The organism is Halonotius roseus (genome assembly GCF_006861655.1).
GTDB classification, from domain to species: Archaea; Halobacteriota; Halobacteria; order Halobacteriales; family Haloferacaceae; genus Halonotius; species Halonotius roseus.
Genome location: NZ_SESI01000001.1, coordinates 382,651 through 398,421, shown reverse-complemented (window position 1 = coordinate 398,421; position 15,771 = coordinate 382,651). Strand labels below are relative to the sequence as shown.

Here is a 15,771-nt window from a genome sequence, read left to right as displayed (position 1 = left end):
GCGATGCAAGTTTATTCGCTGAGTGGTGAAGATGACCTGTGAGTCCGGTTTCGCGTCGCAGGGTGTTGGGGACACTCGCCGCCGGGGCGGTGACAGCGCTTGGGGGCTGTGCGGCGAGTGAGACAGCGGCAGATCCGGAGTCGACATACATCGCCTCGCTCAGTACTGAACGGCGTGCCAACCCCCGCGTTGTCGACCTCCTCATCGAACTGGTCGAGGATCACGGCGCGACACGGTTGGTCGTTGTCACCGAGTCGGGTGCCTCCGTCTTTCAGACACAGCTCCGCCCGGAGCAACGCTTCGTCCGTGTGCCGCTAGAGGATGGGGTCGATGCCATCCTCCACCCGATCGCGGCCGTCAAATCGCTCGACCACGAGCTCGTTCTCTACGACGGGGAGACAGAGCTGACCCGGCGGCCGTGGCAGCCGACGATCGACATCGACTACGAGCTCAGTCTTCAAAACAACAGCAGCGTCAACATCGTCAACAGCATCGAGATCACACTCCAGAACAACAGCGACATTCGCATGCGCCCGCTGCGAGCTTTTGTCGACGATGGATTTCTCACAACGGCCCACGGGGTCGAACAGATCGGTCAGATCACGCCGACGACACCGGCCTGGGCGGCGGGCTGGGAGCGGACGTATCTGATCGTTGCTGATCAGCCGGCGGTCGGTGCAAACCTGCTCACCCCACCTGGCGGGGCCTGTTTCACCGAACCCCAAACCGTTGAGCTGCTCATCGAGTACGAACAACCGATCAGGGATCGCCTCTCGATTACAATGGCACTCGCTGGCGACCCTCGGTCGGCCGTTGGTCAGACCGGCAACCGCAGCGTCTACTGTACTCAGCCCACGATCGAGTCGTGGGAGCTTGTTGAGCGAGAGATCTCTGTTTGAATACCGGCGACACTCAGACCACAGGCTGACGGCTCCTCGACAGGTCTACTGCTTTGTTCGTCAGAAACAGCGATCAAAAACTACTGGTCGGCCCCAAGCAGCTGATCGACCAGTTCCTCGGGCTCGAACGGTTCGATATGGTCGTACCCCTGTCCTGTCCCGAGGAAGAGGATCGGCTTCCCGGTGACGTAGGCGATCGAGATCGCCGCACCGCCGGAGGCATCGACATCCGCCTTCGTCAGGATCGTCCCGTCGATTGCGGCGGCGTCGTTGAACTCCTGGGCGCGCATCACGGCATCCTGGCCGGCGACGGCCTCGTCGACGAACAGCGTCATATCTGGGTCGACAACGCGGTCGATCTTTTCGAGCTGTGACATCAGATCGTCGCTGGTGTGGAGCCGCCCTGCTGTGTCGCCGAGGACGACATCCACGTCGTTGGCCTCGGCGTATTCGACGCCATCGTAGATGACCGCGGCGGGGTCGCCACCCTGCTCGTGGGTGATGATCTTGCGGTCGAGATTTTCGGCGTGCTGTTGGAGCTGTTCGTTCGCGCCGGCGCGGTAGGTGTCGCCGTTGGCCATCACCGAGCTATAGCCGCGATCGGCCAGATACTCCGAGAGCTTGGCGATCGAGGTCGTCTTGCCGACGCCGTTGACGCCGGTGAAGACGATGGTGATCGGTTTGTCGGCCTCGGCGATCCGCTCGTCGAAATCGAACTGCCCGACGCTGATCACGTCGACCAGCGCGTCGTGGAGTGCGCGTTCGACGAGTTCGCCGGTCGTTTCGACCTGTTTGCGCGTCTCGCCGATCATCGTCTCCTCGACGGTGTCGAGGATCTGCTCGGCGACGCTCATCTCCACGTCGCTCTCAAGCAGTGCCATTTCGAGCTCCCAGAGTGGGTCTTCGAGGTCGTCTTCCTCGATGATGACCTTGCCCGTGGCGAAGGCGGCGGCGCGTTTCAGCGTGCCCGGCCCTGATGACGAGTCGTCGCTGTCGTCAGCGTCGTCGCTATCGCTTTCGTCGCTACTGGGTGTCTCAGCGTCGGTCTCGGCAGCAGCCGCGGCCGCGCTGTCGTCGGAATCATCGTCGTCGACAGCGACACTCTCGGCGTCGGCGTCGTCGGCACTCGCGGTCGATTCGTCGGCGTCGGCACTCGCGGTCGATTCGTCGGCGTCGTCGGCTGACTCGTCCGCGTCGGCCGCCTCCTCGGCGGTTTCCTCGACATCCTCGCGGAACGAGTTCAGCTTGTCTTTGAGTCCATCAAACACGGCTGATCCTCAGTAGGTTGGGTGGGTCGTTACTCGTCGCCGTCCTGCATCTGCTCCATCTTCGACATCTGCTGTTGCTGCTGTTGTTGCATCCGCTGTTGGATCGCCTGGGCCTGTTTTTCGAGATCCTTGGTCTCGTCTTCGAGCTCCTCGATCTCGGCTTCGGTCTCCTCGATGGTCTCCTCGATGGTGTCCTGTTTGGAGCGGAGGGCGTCGACGGCGTTGTCCTGTTCCTGTTCGGCCGCGTAGCCGCCGCCGAGGCTGACGATGACCTCGTCGATATCCTGAATCTCCGCGCGGAGGTAGGCGTCGCCGCCGATCGGCACCTGCACCGTCGAGCCGCTGTCGAGAGTGTCGAGAGCGTCGATCGCCTCGTCGATCTCGGCGTGTTCGGTCTCAAGCTCGTCGACCTCGGCTTCCAGGGCTTCGACCTCGGCGTCGATGGCTTCAAGCTGTTTCTGGAGCTGCTGGAGCTGCTGACCGCCGCCACCGCTTCCCATCATTGTGCGGACACCTCCTGAATCGTGATCTGCGTTCGTTTGAGCCCGTGTTCGCTCCCAAACTGCGAGAGGATGTGCTCGCGGGCGACGTTCTCGTTTTCGGCCTCGATCTCCTTCGTGAAGGTTCGCGGGCCGGTTCGCCCGTCGAACTCGCCGCGAATCGTGAACTGACTCATGCCTCGTTGCTCCGGCAGCAACGGGGAAGTATCTTCCTACTCGGAACGAGTCACCCCAAACGCTGTGCCGTGCAACCGGTAGCCGACAGCAAAAAACCAGCCGCCGCGGCTACTCGATAAAGCCGAGGGTATCCTCGATCCGGCCGATCTCCGGGCCGGTCGTCTTCTCGCCGACAACGAACCCGTCGTCGGTGGCGATGAGCCCCGAGCCCAACAGCGGCGCGCCGTAGTTGATCGTCCCAACGTCGACGTAGGCATCGAGGTGCTCCTCGATCGTTGTCAGCTCGGCTTCCCGCGATTGTGGGTGACACAACACGCCGGTGTTGTTGGCGACGGCGGCGGTGCCGACGGTCTGTCGATCGCCGAGCGCGCCGCGAACGACCGGCACGTCGAGGGTCTCCTCGACGACCGATACCGCCTCGTCGTCGAGCTCAGGATGAACGTACGCGCCGGTGTTGTTGGCGAGCACGACGTTGCCGGCGGCGTTGATGCGGCCCGGAAGCTCGGCGACCTGGCCGTCGGCGGCGTCGCCGATCGTCTCGCGTTCCCGATCGGTGAGCTGGCTGGAGACAACGAGCCCGTTGTCGTTGCCGGCGGCCAACGCGCCGACGGTGCCGGAGCCGCCGATCGTCGTCGACACCGGTTCAACGCCGAGTTCGTCGGCGATCGCCGCCGCTGTCTCGTCGTCGATATCCCGCCGGACGAGCAGACAGCCGGTGCTCGCGTGTGCGAAGACACCGACGTACGGTGAGCCGGCAACAGTCGTGCGTAACACGGTGGGTTAGGCGAGTTCCGCCTCGACGATCGCCTCGCCGTCCTCGACGAACCGAGCCGCACGAACCCGAAGCTTCGACGGCGGGTTCTGCCGGCCGTTCTCCCAGACCGCCTCGTTGATCGAGGGATCGAGCCGAACCTCATCCTCGGTGACGTTGAAATGCTGTGCGAGGTGGTCGCGGATGATCGTCATCGCCCGGTCGGCACGCTCCTGGGTCGGGACAGCTTTCACGCCGCGGAGCGGTACCGTCTCGACGCGCTCCTCGAAATCACTCGTACTCATCGTTACTCGTCAGTGTCGCCCCGCCGCCAGTTGCGGCGTTTCGCGTTGCGCGAAACTTCCATATCGGTTTTCATCATGACCCATGTCGGCACCCGCCGGTTCTGGCGGTCAAGCTTCGCCAGCCGCTTTTTCTGCGCCTTCGATTTCTTTCCCATAGTACCAGCCTCTCGGATAGCACCGCTTAAAATCCTGTCCATCCCGACGGATCGACGCGGCAACCCAATCCCGGCGGCGGCCAACGATCCAGAGATCGACCACCGGTGGCGGCCAACGATCCAGAAACCGACCACCACCCCGGAGCCCCAACCGACAACCACACAGGGTTTTAGGCCTCGGGTGCCGACACCACGACAATGGCTTCGAGTGCGGATGTCTGTGTCCTGTTGCCGGCGTTCAACGAGGCCGAGACGATCACCGATGTGATCACCAGCTATCAGGCCGCCGGCTTCACCGATATCCTCGTCATCGATGGCGGCTCCAGCGACGGGACACGGGAGCTCGCCGAGGAGGCCGGCGCGACGGTCATCACCCAGACCGGCAGTGGGAAGGGTCAGGCTGTCCGGCAGGCTGTCGCCCACATCGACGCGCCGTACGTTCTCATGGTCGACGCCGACATGACCTACCGCGCCGCCGACGCCGAGGCGATGTTGGAGCCGCTGCTCGATGGCGAGGCCGACCACGTCATCGGCGACCGGTTTGCCGACATGGAGGCCGGTGCGATGACGACGCTCAACAGGATCGGCAACCGCTTTTTCAATGGCGTCTTTCGGGCGATCTACGGCGCAAACTACGTCGACATCCTCTCGGGATATCGGGCGTTCACAACCGACTCCTTCGAGCGACTGACCCTGACGGCCGACGGGTTCGGCATCGAGACCGAGATGGCGATCCAGTGTGCGAAACACGAGATCGACACCACGGTCGTCCCGATCACCTACCGCCCGCGGCCCGACGGCTCGGCAACCAACCTTCATCCGGTCAAGGATGGCAGTATCATCCTGCTGGAGTTATACCGAAACGCGAAGACGAACAACCCGCTGTTTTACTTTGGCAGCGTCGGCCTCGGCTCGACGACCGTTGGCGTCGTCATGCTGGTGTTTGTCCTCTGGCGGTGGCTCACCCTCAATATCACCCACGAGCTAATCGCCATCGGCGGGGTTGCGATGCTACTGCTCGGCGTGCAACTCCTGATCTTCGGCTTCCTTGCGGATATGATCCAGTCGCTGCACCGCGAACAGCGCGACCGGATCGATCGGCTCGAAACCGGTCTCACCAACGATCGAAGGAAAACCGTGGCCGATCAGCCGGAGCCGACGCCGACCGACGGCGAGGCTGATCAGCCGGTCGCCAGCTCAGATCGGTAACAGGGATCGGAGTCGACCGACAACGCTTGTGGCGGCCTGTTTGCGCTGTTCCTCGAACACCGGATGAAGCATATCCAGCAGCTCCGATTGCTTGGCGAACTCATCCTGCGGCAATCGATCGAGTACGGTCGCCAACTCGACGGTGTTGCCCGTGCCGTCGACCGGGATCTCGGTGTCGTCGACGGCCGCACAGATCTGTTGGCTTGTTGCCGGATAGCTGATGTCGGCCGTCTCAAGCCGGGCGGCGAGCGCGGCGATGCCGAACGCGATCACTTCAGGCTCCGACGTATCGTTTTGGGGCGGCCTCGCTGCCATTGGCTACACGTTGGGCTCAGGTGGTAAAAACCCAGCCACACCAGCCGCGTCGCCGCTGAAACGGAACAAATCGCGTCAGGTTCTGAAACTTTCACCGCAGCCGCACTCGGAGACGACATTCGGGTTCTCGACATGGAACCCTTCGGCCTGCAGCCCGTCCTCGTACTGGAGGCTGCTGCCGCCGATGTAGTTCAGGCTTGAGGGGTCGACGAACACACGGAGCCCGTGGTGAACGGTGATCGTATCATCTTCTTCGGGTTCGTCATCAAAGCGCATCCCGTAGGAGAGGCCGGCACAGCCGCCCTGCTGGACGAACAGCCGGAGCCCCCCGATATCGGTGTCCATCCCCTCGCTTTCCATCAACGCGAGTGCCTTTGCGGCGGCCTGCTCGGTGACTTCGACGGCCTCCTCGCTCGTGCCGTCGGCGGTACCAGTGCTCATAGCTGCGTATGGTCTGCGAAGCCTGTTAACCCTGACGCCGAGACGTAATCAGGTATCGTTACTCGAACCGCCGGCGGACGCTCTCGGCGTGGGCCTCCAACCCTTCGGCGTCGGCGAGCGTCGTAATCGTCTCCGAGAGATCATCGAGACCGTCGGCATCGAGTCGCTGGACGGTCGTCGACCGCAGGAAGGCATCGACCGAGAGCCCGCCGAACCGCTTCGCACCGCCGTTGGTCGGTAGAACGTGGTTGGTTCCGGAGGCGTAATCGCCTGCAGCAACCGGGGTGTACGGCCCCAAAAAGACGCTGCCGGCCGAATCAATGCGGTCGAGCAGGGCCTCGTCGTCGTCGGCCTGAATCGAGAGGTGTTCGGCGGCGTACTCCTCGGCAAAGAGGACGGCCTCCGACATCGAGCGAGCGAGCAGGACGCCGCTGGCGTCGTGGGCGAGCGCGTCGCTGATGATATCGCTCCGCTCGCGGTCGGTGACCTGCTCGTCGATGGCCTCGCTGATCGCCGCGGCGGTCGCTTCGTCGTCGGTGACAGCGACGACCGAGGCGTTGGGGTCGTGTTCGGCTTGAGCGACCAGATCGCTGGCGACGAGATCGGGGTCGGCGGTCTCATCGCAGACAACGAGTACCTCGCTCGGCCCAGCGAGGAAGTCGATCTCAACGTCGCCGCGGACTTCGGCTTTCGCGGCGGTCACCCACTTGTTGCCGGGGCCGACGATCTTCTGGACTGCGGTGACGGTTTCGGTGCCATAGGCCAGCGCGGCGACGGCCTGCGCGCCGCCGGCCGCATAGACCGCGTCCGCGCCGGCTTCGTGGGCGGCCGCGAGCGTGACGGGATTGATCGGGTCGGCCGGCGGCGTAGCGACGGCGACGTGATCGACGCCGGCGATCTTCGCGGGGATGACACCCATCAGGACGCTGGAGGGGTAGGCGGCGGTGCCGCCGGGCGCATAGACGCCGACCTCCGAGAGCGGGCGGAACCGGCGGCCGAGTTCGCGGCCGTCAAAGTCTTCGCGCCAGTCGTCGGGCACCTGTCGCTCGTGGAACTCGCGGATGTTGGCAGCGGCAGTCTCGATTGCGTCCATCACGTCGTCATCGACATCCTCGTGGGCGCGCTCGGCGAGGTCAGTCACGTCGAGATTGCCGACTTCCACGTCGTCGTACTTCGAGGCGAGATCGCGGAGTGCGACATCGCCCTCCCTGCTGACACGGTCGATGATGTCAGCCACGTCGTTGCGAACCGCGTCGATGCCGGCGTCGCGCTCGAAGAGGGTCGCGCGTTCGGCCGGCGAGAGATCCGCGATGACTCGGTAGTCCATGGATCGGTTTGGGAGAGCGGTCGAAAAACCGTTTTCATCGGCCTCAGCCGACCAGCAGGATCGCCACGGCGACGCTCACCAGCGCGAGTAAGACGAAGACGCTCCGGCCGATGCCTGAGCGGAGGATCGGCGGCTGGTCGTCGCTGCCGAGGCCGAGCCGCCGGGCAGTTGCCCGCGGATCGCTGCCGACGGCTTTCGCGCGGGCGATGGTTCTCATCACGGCGCGGTCAACGGCGGCGTAGCCCTCGGTGACGCCGACGATCACGCCGCGCCCGCCGTAGAAGACGGCAGGGTTGTAGAGCGAGTCGACATCGGGGACGCGACCGAGTTTCGAGAGCGGTTTTTTCACGAGCGCGAAGCCGAGCAGGCCGAGCAGGCCGAGGATCACACCCTCGACAACGTGGGGGACGGTATAGGTCGTGTAGACCTCCTCGACGACCGCGGGATCGGTGACATCGAACGGCAGCAGCGCGAACAACGCGCCGTCGAAGACGCCGTAGTAGACACAGAGTGCAGCGACCGCCACCATCGCCACGGTTTGGCCGCGGTTGGCATCGGCGACACTGCGGTCGGCCGGGCCGTGGAGGAAGGCGTAGTAGCCGAACTTGATGAACGACATGAACGTCCCGATCCCACCGAGCAACAGCAGCCATTCGAGCGTGTGGAACTCACCGAGCAGGAGCGGCCCCTCCTCGAAGGTGTAGTGCGCACCGTCGATGATGATCCCCTTGCTGACGAAGCCGTTGAAGTACGGGAATCCCGCAATCGAGAGCGCGGCAACGGTGAACGTCACAGCGGTAATCGGCATCTCGCGGGCCAGCCCGCCGAGCTTTTTCAGGTTCTCCTCGCCCGTCCGGTAGATGATGACACCCGCCGTCATGAACAACAGGCCCTTGTAGAGGATATGGTTGAAGACGTGGGCGAAGGCTCCTGCTTGGGAGAGTGCCGACCCGATGCCGACGCCGGCGATCATGTAGCCGACCTGCGACTGAATGTGGTACGAAAGCAGCCGGCGCATGTCGTTTTGGAACAACGCGAACGTCGCGCCGAAGACGGCCATCCCGCCGCCCATGTAGGCGATAGCGAGGTGACCCTCCGGGAACGCTCGGTACATTCCGTAGACGCCGGTCTTGGTGGTGAATACACAGAGGAAGACGCTGGCGGCGATGTGTGGCCGCGGGTAGGTGTCGGGCAGCCACGTGTGCAGGCCGATGAAGCCGACGTTGACGCCGATCCCGACCGCGGCGAGCGCGGCTGGCAGGCCGGCAGCGATGCCGGCGACTTCCGGCCCACCGGGTACCGACGCGAAGAGGAAGGTTCCCTTGGCGACGTAGGTCTGCAAAATGGCGGCCATCAGTAGCGTCCCGCCAATTCCGTGGAAGATGGCATAGCGGTAACCCGCCCGCACCGCCTTGCCGCGATAGTGCCAGACGAGCAGCGTGCTGGTGACGGCCATCAGCTCCCAGAAGAAGATGAGCGTGAGCCAGTCGCCGGCGAAGACGGCCCCGAAACTGGTGGCGACATACGAGAGCGCGAAGGCAGTCTGGAGGCTCTCGGCCTCGCTGGCGTAGGAGTACAGCACGGCGACGACGCCGATCAGCGCGAAGATGATCCCCATCAACCGGGAGAACTGGTCGACGTTGAACAGGACGGCCTCAAACCCGAGGAACTCGGTTGGGAGGTAGGCTCCCGCAGGAATCGTCCACACCCACGCCAGCGTTGCCGCCGAGGCAGCGATGCCGAGCGCGTGGCCGACCCGCCGCGGTAGGAGCGCGACGAGCACGGCGACCGCGAGCAGGACGACGCCCGGCGGCACTGCGGTCAGCGCGGTCGTCATCAGCCCATCACCCCCGGAAGATTACCGACAATGGTCTCGACGATCCGCAGGAAGACGACAGTGTGCGGAATAACACCGAGCAGCAGCGACAGCGCGGCCGCGGTCAGGATCGGCCCGAGCATGAACCACGTACTCTCGCCGCCGCGCCAGTTGCTGACTTCCCAGCCGCCAGCTGGCGGGCCGCCGTGATGGTGGTCTTCGTGGTCGGAATTGTGCTCGTCGCTGGCGTCGTGTGCGTCGTCAGCGGTGTTGGTGGCGTCGCCACCATCAGCAACCACGCGGTCGCGGCCGCCATAGGGGCCTTCGACCAGCGGTTTCTCGTCGGTATCATCGGGCGTCTCGAAGAACGCCTGGTAGACGATGGGCCAGAAGTACGCGATATTGAGGATTCCCGAGAGCAGCAACACGGCCGCGAAGATCCCGTTGCCGCCCTCGAACGCGCCGATCACGATGTACCACTTGCTGACGAAGCCGGCGACAAGCGGAATGCCGGCCATACCTGCGGCGGCGACACCGAAGGCCAGCATCGTCAGCGGCATCCGCTTGCCGATGCCGGCCATCTCGCTGATGTAGTCGGTGTGGGTTTCGACGTGGATGATGCCCGCACAGAAGAACAGGGTGAGCTTCATGAACGCGTGAGCAGGGATGTGGAGCAGCCCGCCGATCAAGGCGTCGCCCTCCAGTAGCGCGAGGCCGAGGACGATATACGAGAGTTGGCTGATCGTCGAGTACGCCAGCCGACGTTTGAGGTGATCCTTCCGGAGGGCGATGATGCTGGCGACGGTGAGCGTGATCGCCGCCAGCGCGGCCAACGGTAAGGCGATCCCGAGGTCGCCGAAGCGGTCGGGGCCGAGCGCGGCCAGTGTTTCGGGGCCGAACACGTCGAGAACAACACGGGCAATCCCGAAGACGCCGCTTTTGACGACCGCGACCGCGTGCAGCAGCCCCGAGACGGGCGTCGGCGCGACCATCGCTTCGGGCAGCCACTGGTGCAGCGGCATCAACCCGGCTTTGACGCCGAATCCAAGCGCGAGGACGATGAACGCCAGCGTCGCCGCCGTCGGATCAGCATTTGCGAGGGCGGCGATCCCGCCGGGTGTGAAATCGACCGTGCCGGCGAGCCAGTAGACCAGCGTTGTACCGGCCAGCACCAACACCCCGCCGCCGAAGAAGGTGTAGGCGAGATACTTGCGACCGGCCGACCGCGCTTCGGGCGTCTCGTCGTGGGCGACGAGCGGGTACGTTGCGACCGAGAGCACCTCGTAGAAGACGAAGATCGTCAGGAGATTCCCCGAAAAGGCGATCCCGACGGCGGCGGCGACCGAGACGGCGAAGGAGGCGAAGTAGCGGGTTTGGTTGTCCTCATCGAGGCCGCGCATGTAGCCGATGCTGTAGAAACTGGTGACGATCCACAGCAAGCTAGCGAGAGAGGCGAACAGGACGCCCAGCGGGTCGGCCCGGAGGACGAAGTCGATGCCGGGGACGATGGTGCCGAGATTCGTGACGTAGGTTTCGCCGGCGAGCACGCCGGGCACCATGCTGGCGACGAGGCCGAACATCGAGAACGACGCCAGCAACGTCCACGCTTCTCGGAGGTTCGGCCGCCGGCCGGAGACGAGGATCAGCCCGGCGGCGACGAACGAGACGACGACAGCAGCCAGCGGTTGGAGCGAGGGGGTAGTCATTGGAAGAACCTCCCGAAGACGGGATCGAGCATGGCAGCAAGCGGATCGGCCGCGGCGAACAGCGCGACCGTCGAGAGCGCGAGCACGACGACGACAACGACGCGTTCGGTCGCAACGCGGTCGACGCCGCCGTCGGCGACGAACGAGCTGTCATCCGTGGCATCGACCGCGTCTGTCGCGTCGCCAGCGACAGCGGCGTCGTCGGTGTCGGCGAGCGGATTGAAGTACAGCGTTTCGAGCAGCCGGCCGATGTACGTCAGCGTCAATAGCGTACTAATGAAGATCAGAGCGGCGACGCCCCACGAGCCCTCTTCGACCGCGCCGAGGGCGATGAACCACTTGCCGAGCGTGCCGACCGAGGGCGGAATCCCGACGAGTGCGAGACCCGTCACCGCCATCATGCCCGAGGTGATCGGGGCGCGCTTGGCGAGGCCGGCGTAGTCGGCGACGGTTCGCGCGCCGTAGGCCGACGAGAGCACGCCCGCGCCCATGAACAGCGTCGCCTTCATCAGCCCGTGGCCGACGAGGTGGATGACCGCGCCGAACAGCGCGGTTTCACTCTGCAGCCCGATGGCGGCGAGAATCATCCCGAATTGGGCGACCGAGGAGTACGCGAAGACGCGTTTGAGGTCGGTCTGCAACAGGGCCAGCAGGCTGCCGACGACGATGCTGACCGAGGCGACCAGCAGGACGGCGTCGGTGATCAGTGGATTCGCCGCGAAGAAGTCAACAGTGAACACGTCGTAGGCGATCCGGATGAGCGCGTAGGCCGCTGTCGTCGAGACGAGCGCGGAAATGTAGGCTGAAATCGTATCGGGCGCGTACGTGTAGGCATCGGGCTGCCACGTATGCAGCGGGAAAATAGCGATCTTCAGCATGAAGCCGATGAGGATGAAGCCGAACGCGGCTTGGACGAGCGGGTCGTTGTAGCCGAGGGCGGCGAGTTCAGTTGCCATATCGCGCATGTTGAGCGTGCCGGTGGCGACAAAGGCGTAGCCGACGCCGATCAGGTACAGTGATGCGCCCGCTGTACCAAGAAAGAGGTATTTGAGCGCGCCGTAGGCGGCCCGGGGGTCGTCGTTGCTGGCGATCAGCGCGTAGCTCACCAGCCCGACGATTTCGAGGAAGACGAAGAGGTTGAACAGGTCGCCGGTGAGTGCCATCCCGAGCAAACCGCCAGTCAGCAGCAGGAAACCGCTGTAGAAGGCGTTGCTGTCGGGGCCGGTCGTCCGGGCGTAGACGAGGACGGCGACGGCAACGATGGCGATGAGGAGTGCGAGCAGGGCCGACAGCCCGTCGCCGACGAGTTCGATCCCGTAGGGCGCGGGGTAGCCCGCGAGGTCGTGGACGAACCGCCGACTTCCGCCGCTCCACGGCGAGACGGCCCACGCGAGCCACGCCGCGAGGCCGGCAACCGACAGCGACGTTGCCATCGCGACCGGCCAGCCGACGCGCTCGAATCGGAGGCCGAACAGCAGCGGGAATATCGCCGCAAGGAGCGGCAGAGCGATCAACAGCGGCAGGAGGGCGTCACTCATCGCCGATCACCTCCCGGAGCGCGTCGGCACGCAGCGTGCCGTACTCGCTGTACAGCCGGATGGTGAGCGCGAGGCCGACTGCCGTAAGGCTGATGCCGACGACAATCGCCGTCAGCACGATCACCTGCGGCAGCGGGCTGACGTAGGGGCCAGCCCCCTCGGTGATGATCGGGGCCGCGCCGCCGATCCGGTAGGCCGAGGTGACGAAAAACAGGAAGACGCCGGTTTGGAACATGTTCAGCCCGATAATCTTCTTGACGAGGTTTTTGTTCGCGATCATCATGTAGAGCCCGATGGCAGACAGCAGGACGAACAGCGCGTAGGCGTGTCGCGTCGTCACCACCCCGAGGAAGTCGGTCATTCGTTCTCACCCGCCTCAGTGGCGGTGTCGCCAGCAGTCTCGCCGTCGTCGACATCGGTTTCGCCATCCGAATCCGACGCCTCGGCAGCGTCGCTGGCGGTGCCGCTGGGCGGCGTCACGCCGGCCGCGAGGGCGAAAAACAGCCCCATCAGGACACCGGAAACGATGAAGGCGATCCCGCCGATCTCGACGGCCTCCATCCCGTATTTGACGAACTCGTACTCCTTGAGGCCGAGCGTGTCGCCCAACACGGGGTAGTAGGCGGTGTAATCGAGGAAGTTCTCGCCGAGAGCCATCGGGACGAGCGCGATGCCCGCGAAGATCGCCACGCCGACCGTGCCGAGGCCGACGACAAGCGAGTTGGACAGCCACTCGCGGGTCGACTCGATGCCGAAGGCGAAGGCGATCATCAACACCACCGAGGCGACGAGCGCGCCGCCTTGGAAGCCGCCGCCGGGCGAACTCGTCCCGTGGAACGTGATGAACAGCCCGTAGGTCAACACGAACGGGATCACGGCCTTGACGGTCGTCATGATGACCTGGCTCTCGGTGTACATCGGCCGCTGGCGGGCGATGCCGTTAGTGTCGCCGTCGAGTCGGTCGCTGCTCATGCGGTGAACACCTCCCGACCGAGCACGAGCAGGCTGGCGACCCCAGCGGCGAAGACGACGATAGCCTCGCCGAAGGTATCGAACCCGCGGTAGGCCGCCAAAACGGCTGTGACGGCGTTTTCCGCGCCGGTCTCGTCGTAGGCGTTGGCGATGTAGTAGCCGGTCACGTCGGCGTTGGCGAGGATCGGCGAGGCCGGGTCGCCGACCGCCGGGAACGCCGGGAGCGTCGCGCCGACAACGAGGACGAACAGCCCACAGACGCCGACGGCGGGCCAGTTGATCGACTCGAAGCGGGCGTCGCTGGCGGGCCGGGTCGTCTTCGCTATCGTCAACAGCAGGAAGACGGTGGTGACGCCGGCCCCGATTGCGGCCTCGGTCAGCCCCACGTCCGGCGCGCGGTAGAACGTGTACAGCAGGGCCAATCCAAGGCTGTAGGCCGCAAAGACCACAATCGAGGCGAGGACGTCCCGGAACAGCGCGGTCAGGACGGCCGTGAGCAGGACGAACACGAACAGCGACGCCTCGATGGGCGTAATGCCGACAGCGACGCTCATCGTCGCTCATCCCCCCGTGTCCAGGGCTCGACGCCCTCCTCGTAGGCCGCTCGCGCGATGGCGTGGGCGGCCGTCGGGTTGGTGACGAAGATGAAAAACAGCAGCAGCACCGTCTTGACCGCTGTTGGCCCCCAGCCAATCGTCAACGCGACAGCCGCGAGTGCAAAGCCCGCGCCGAGCGTGTCGGCTTGGGAGGCGGTGTGAGCCCGCGAGAACACGTCCGGCAGGCGGATGACGCCGGTCGCCGAGACGAACGTGAAAAACAGGCCCAACGCGACGAAGACCGCGATGAGTCCAATACGGGCGGTGGTGATCATATGACCCCACCCCGCTCGACGGTGAACTTCGAGATGGCAATCGACATCAGGAAGTTCAACAACGCGTAGACGAGCGCGATATCGAGGAACCACGGCTCGCCGAGGGCAGCACCGAGCAAGGCGAGGATGACGACCGTATTGGTGCCGAGGACGTTGACCGCGAGCACGCGATCCTGATTGGTCGGCCCCAGAATCGCTCGGTAGAGCATCGCAACGGCCAGTGTGACGAACAGCGCGGCCGCGATCAGCAGGCCGTCACCGACAGTGTAGCCGGCGATCACCGTGGTGTCGGCGACGCTCATCGCTCGCCCTCCTGTGAGCGAGTCGCGCTATCGTCAGCGATGTCGGTGCTGTCGTCGACACCGCTGTCGCCGTCGACATCGACCCCGCCGTCGGCGACCGCGTTCGCGTCAGCTGTCGACGACGCGTCAGGATCTTGCAAGATTTCGGTGTCGCCACGTTCTCGCGGCGTGGGGAAGCGGGCGGCTTCTCGCCCATAGAAGACGAACCGAACCCAGCGTTCTAACGCGCCGTCGAACAGCCCATCGCGGGCGAAGGGTACCAGCGAGTGGACGTACAGCTCCTGATCGTCGGCTTTCACCGTCAGCGTTCCCGGCGTCAGCGTAATACTGTTTGCCAGCGTCGTCAACGGGAACCCCGAGCCGACGAAGACGCGAACTTTGGTCAGCCGCGGGTCGATATCGAGCCGCGGATCGAGGATCACGCGGGCGACGACGAGGTTCGAGACGACGATCTCATAGAGGAGATACGGCACGTAGATCACGCCGCGTGCGAGGCGTTTCGGCGACTCCACCAGCGTCGGATCGCGGTAGAAGCTCACGTTGTCGAGGGCGATAGCGACGACCAGCGCGGTCGCAAGGCCGGTCACGATGTCAAAGAGGCCGCTGAAGCCACCAAGGATCTGATAGAAAAGAAACGAGGTGCCGAACAGCGTGAGGAAGCGCGCCGGGGTCGAGGAAACGGTCAGTCGGCCGCGGCGCGTTGGCCGGTCGACGGGAGCCTCTTCGATGGAGAGCTTTCGTTGCTGGAGTTCGAACTCCAGGGGCTCCACCAGTGTCGTGTGGCCGACAAGCGAGTATTCGGGGTCGACGACGACGTGACCGAGACCGTGGCTCTCGCCGTAGGCGGTGAGCAGCTCGGCGTAGTCGGCCGGGCTGAACAGGTAGTCGTCGTCGCCGATCACCGCGGTTTCGATGGTGATCGCGTCGGGGTCGGCGTCGGCCTCCTCCAGTTCGAACCGCGACCACGTTTCGACCTGTTCGAGCAGCTCGGTCGCCCGTCGGCGGTCGGCGTCCGATCCGGGGTCGTCGGCGCGCCAGGAGGCAACCGAGACGAAGTGGATGACGGGGGCGTCGCCGTCGGCGTCGAGTGCCTGCTGGATCACGTAGCCGACGGTCTGGCGGAGGGTCGGCGAACGTTTGACGGGAACGACGATCCCCGACGCGGGAGCCGTCATCCGCGGGTCACTCCGTCCGGCACACGAGGGGGTTGTCCGAACGT

At 64.8% G+C, this 15,771-nt stretch carries 20 protein-coding genes; 2 read left to right on the top strand and 18 right to left on the bottom strand.

Going from position 1 to position 15,771, the window contains the following annotated elements; genetic code table 11:
• Positions 1-38 precede the first annotated feature (38 nt).
• Positions 39-899, top strand: coding sequence for a twin-arginine translocation signal domain-containing protein (locus tag EWF95_RS02175; protein ID WP_142442414.1), 861 nt, complete (start codon positions 39-41; stop codon positions 897-899).
• A gap of 80 nt (positions 900-979) precedes the next feature.
• On the opposite strand, the gene ftsY is transcribed toward EWF95_RS02175, so the two are convergent.
• The 6 genes from ftsY to EWF95_RS02145 form a co-directional block, all read right to left on the bottom strand.
• Complete coding sequence (ftsY, locus tag EWF95_RS02170; RefSeq protein ID WP_142442412.1) at positions 980-2,167, bottom strand: signal recognition particle-docking protein FtsY; 1,188 nt, start codon at positions 2,165-2,167, stop codon at positions 980-982.
• Between the two features lie 29 nt (positions 2,168-2,196).
• Positions 2,197-2,670, bottom strand: coding sequence for a prefoldin subunit alpha (gene pfdA / locus EWF95_RS02165; protein ID WP_142442411.1), 474 nt, complete (start codon positions 2,668-2,670; stop codon positions 2,197-2,199).
• A complete protein-coding gene (gene rpl18a, locus EWF95_RS02160) occupies positions 2,667-2,843 on the bottom strand; it encodes a 50S ribosomal protein L18Ae (RefSeq protein ID WP_142442409.1) in 177 nt (58 codons plus the stop codon). The genes pfdA and rpl18a overlap by 4 nt, the downstream gene beginning before the upstream one ends.
• Before the next feature lie 109 nt (positions 2,844-2,952).
• On the bottom strand, positions 2,953-3,618 hold the full coding sequence (locus EWF95_RS02155; protein WP_142442407.1) for a translation initiation factor IF-6: 666 nt from the start codon (positions 3,616-3,618) through the stop codon (positions 2,953-2,955).
• 6 nt (positions 3,619-3,624) lie between these two features.
• Positions 3,625-3,900 (bottom strand): 50S ribosomal protein L31e, encoded by a 276-nt coding sequence (locus EWF95_RS02150; RefSeq protein ID WP_142442405.1) that lies wholly within the window; start codon positions 3,898-3,900, stop codon positions 3,625-3,627.
• 2 nt (positions 3,901-3,902) lie between these two features.
• Complete coding sequence (locus EWF95_RS02145) at positions 3,903-4,055, bottom strand: 50S ribosomal protein L39e (RefSeq protein ID WP_120084282.1); 153 nt, start codon at positions 4,053-4,055, stop codon at positions 3,903-3,905.
• A 198-nt stretch (positions 4,056-4,253) separates the two neighbouring features.
• On the opposite strand from EWF95_RS02145, the gene aglJ reads away from it, so the two are divergent.
• Positions 4,254-5,264: an S-layer glycoprotein N-glycosyltransferase AglJ gene (gene aglJ / locus EWF95_RS02140; RefSeq protein ID WP_142442403.1), complete on the top strand. Its 1,011-nt coding sequence runs from the start codon at positions 4,254-4,256 to the stop codon at positions 5,262-5,264.
• Here aglJ and EWF95_RS02135 read toward each other — a convergent pair.
• The 12 genes from EWF95_RS02135 to EWF95_RS02080 all read right to left on the bottom strand — a co-directional run bounded on the left by EWF95_RS02135 (position 5,253) and on the right by EWF95_RS02080 (position 15,727).
• Positions 5,253-5,579 carry a DUF5789 family protein gene (locus EWF95_RS02135; RefSeq protein WP_142442401.1) on the bottom strand — a complete coding sequence of 109 codons (327 nt, stop codon included), beginning with the start codon at positions 5,577-5,579 and terminating at the stop codon, positions 5,253-5,255. The two genes, aglJ and EWF95_RS02135, sit on opposite strands and share 12 nt — an antisense overlap.
• A gap of 75 nt (positions 5,580-5,654) precedes the next feature.
• Positions 5,655-6,020, bottom strand: coding sequence for a HesB/IscA family protein (locus tag EWF95_RS02130; RefSeq protein WP_142442400.1), 366 nt, complete (start codon positions 6,018-6,020; stop codon positions 5,655-5,657).
• A 58-nt stretch (positions 6,021-6,078) separates the two neighbouring features.
• On the bottom strand, positions 6,079-7,347 hold the full coding sequence (gene hisD, locus EWF95_RS02125; RefSeq protein ID WP_142442398.1) for a histidinol dehydrogenase: 1,269 nt from the start codon (positions 7,345-7,347) through the stop codon (positions 6,079-6,081).
• A gap of 43 nt (positions 7,348-7,390) precedes the next feature.
• Positions 7,391-9,184, bottom strand: coding sequence for a Na(+)/H(+) antiporter subunit D (locus tag EWF95_RS02120; RefSeq protein WP_142442396.1), 1,794 nt, complete (start codon positions 9,182-9,184; stop codon positions 7,391-7,393).
• Positions 9,184-10,869 carry a proton-conducting transporter transmembrane domain-containing protein gene (locus EWF95_RS02115; RefSeq protein ID WP_142442394.1) on the bottom strand — a complete coding sequence of 562 codons (1,686 nt, stop codon included), beginning with the start codon at positions 10,867-10,869 and terminating at the stop codon, positions 9,184-9,186. Before EWF95_RS02115 ends, EWF95_RS02120 begins: the two co-directional genes overlap by 1 nt.
• Positions 10,866-12,407: a proton-conducting transporter transmembrane domain-containing protein gene (locus EWF95_RS02110; protein ID WP_142442392.1), complete on the bottom strand. Its 1,542-nt coding sequence runs from the start codon at positions 12,405-12,407 to the stop codon at positions 10,866-10,868. Before EWF95_RS02110 ends, EWF95_RS02115 begins: the two co-directional genes overlap by 4 nt.
• Positions 12,400-12,768 (bottom strand): cation:proton antiporter subunit C, encoded by a 369-nt coding sequence (locus tag EWF95_RS02105; RefSeq protein WP_142442390.1) that lies wholly within the window; start codon positions 12,766-12,768, stop codon positions 12,400-12,402. Before EWF95_RS02105 ends, EWF95_RS02110 begins: the two co-directional genes overlap by 8 nt.
• Positions 12,765-13,379: an MnhB domain-containing protein gene (locus EWF95_RS02100; protein WP_142442388.1), complete on the bottom strand. Its 615-nt coding sequence runs from the start codon at positions 13,377-13,379 to the stop codon at positions 12,765-12,767. Before EWF95_RS02100 ends, EWF95_RS02105 begins: the two co-directional genes overlap by 4 nt.
• Positions 13,376-13,933 (bottom strand): DUF4040 domain-containing protein, encoded by a 558-nt coding sequence (locus tag EWF95_RS02095; protein WP_142442386.1) that lies wholly within the window; start codon positions 13,931-13,933, stop codon positions 13,376-13,378. Before EWF95_RS02095 ends, EWF95_RS02100 begins: the two co-directional genes overlap by 4 nt.
• A complete protein-coding gene (gene mnhG / locus EWF95_RS02090; protein ID WP_142442384.1) occupies positions 13,930-14,250 on the bottom strand; it encodes a monovalent cation/H(+) antiporter subunit G in 321 nt (106 codons plus the stop codon). Before mnhG ends, EWF95_RS02095 begins: the two co-directional genes overlap by 4 nt.
• Positions 14,247-14,552 (bottom strand): cation:proton antiporter, encoded by a 306-nt coding sequence (locus EWF95_RS02085; RefSeq protein ID WP_142442382.1) that lies wholly within the window; start codon positions 14,550-14,552, stop codon positions 14,247-14,249. Before EWF95_RS02085 ends, mnhG begins: the two co-directional genes overlap by 4 nt.
• Positions 14,549-15,727: a monovalent cation/H+ antiporter subunit E gene (locus tag EWF95_RS02080; RefSeq protein ID WP_142442380.1), complete on the bottom strand. Its 1,179-nt coding sequence runs from the start codon at positions 15,725-15,727 to the stop codon at positions 14,549-14,551. Before EWF95_RS02080 ends, EWF95_RS02085 begins: the two co-directional genes overlap by 4 nt.
• Positions 15,728-15,771: the final 44 nt, after the last annotated feature.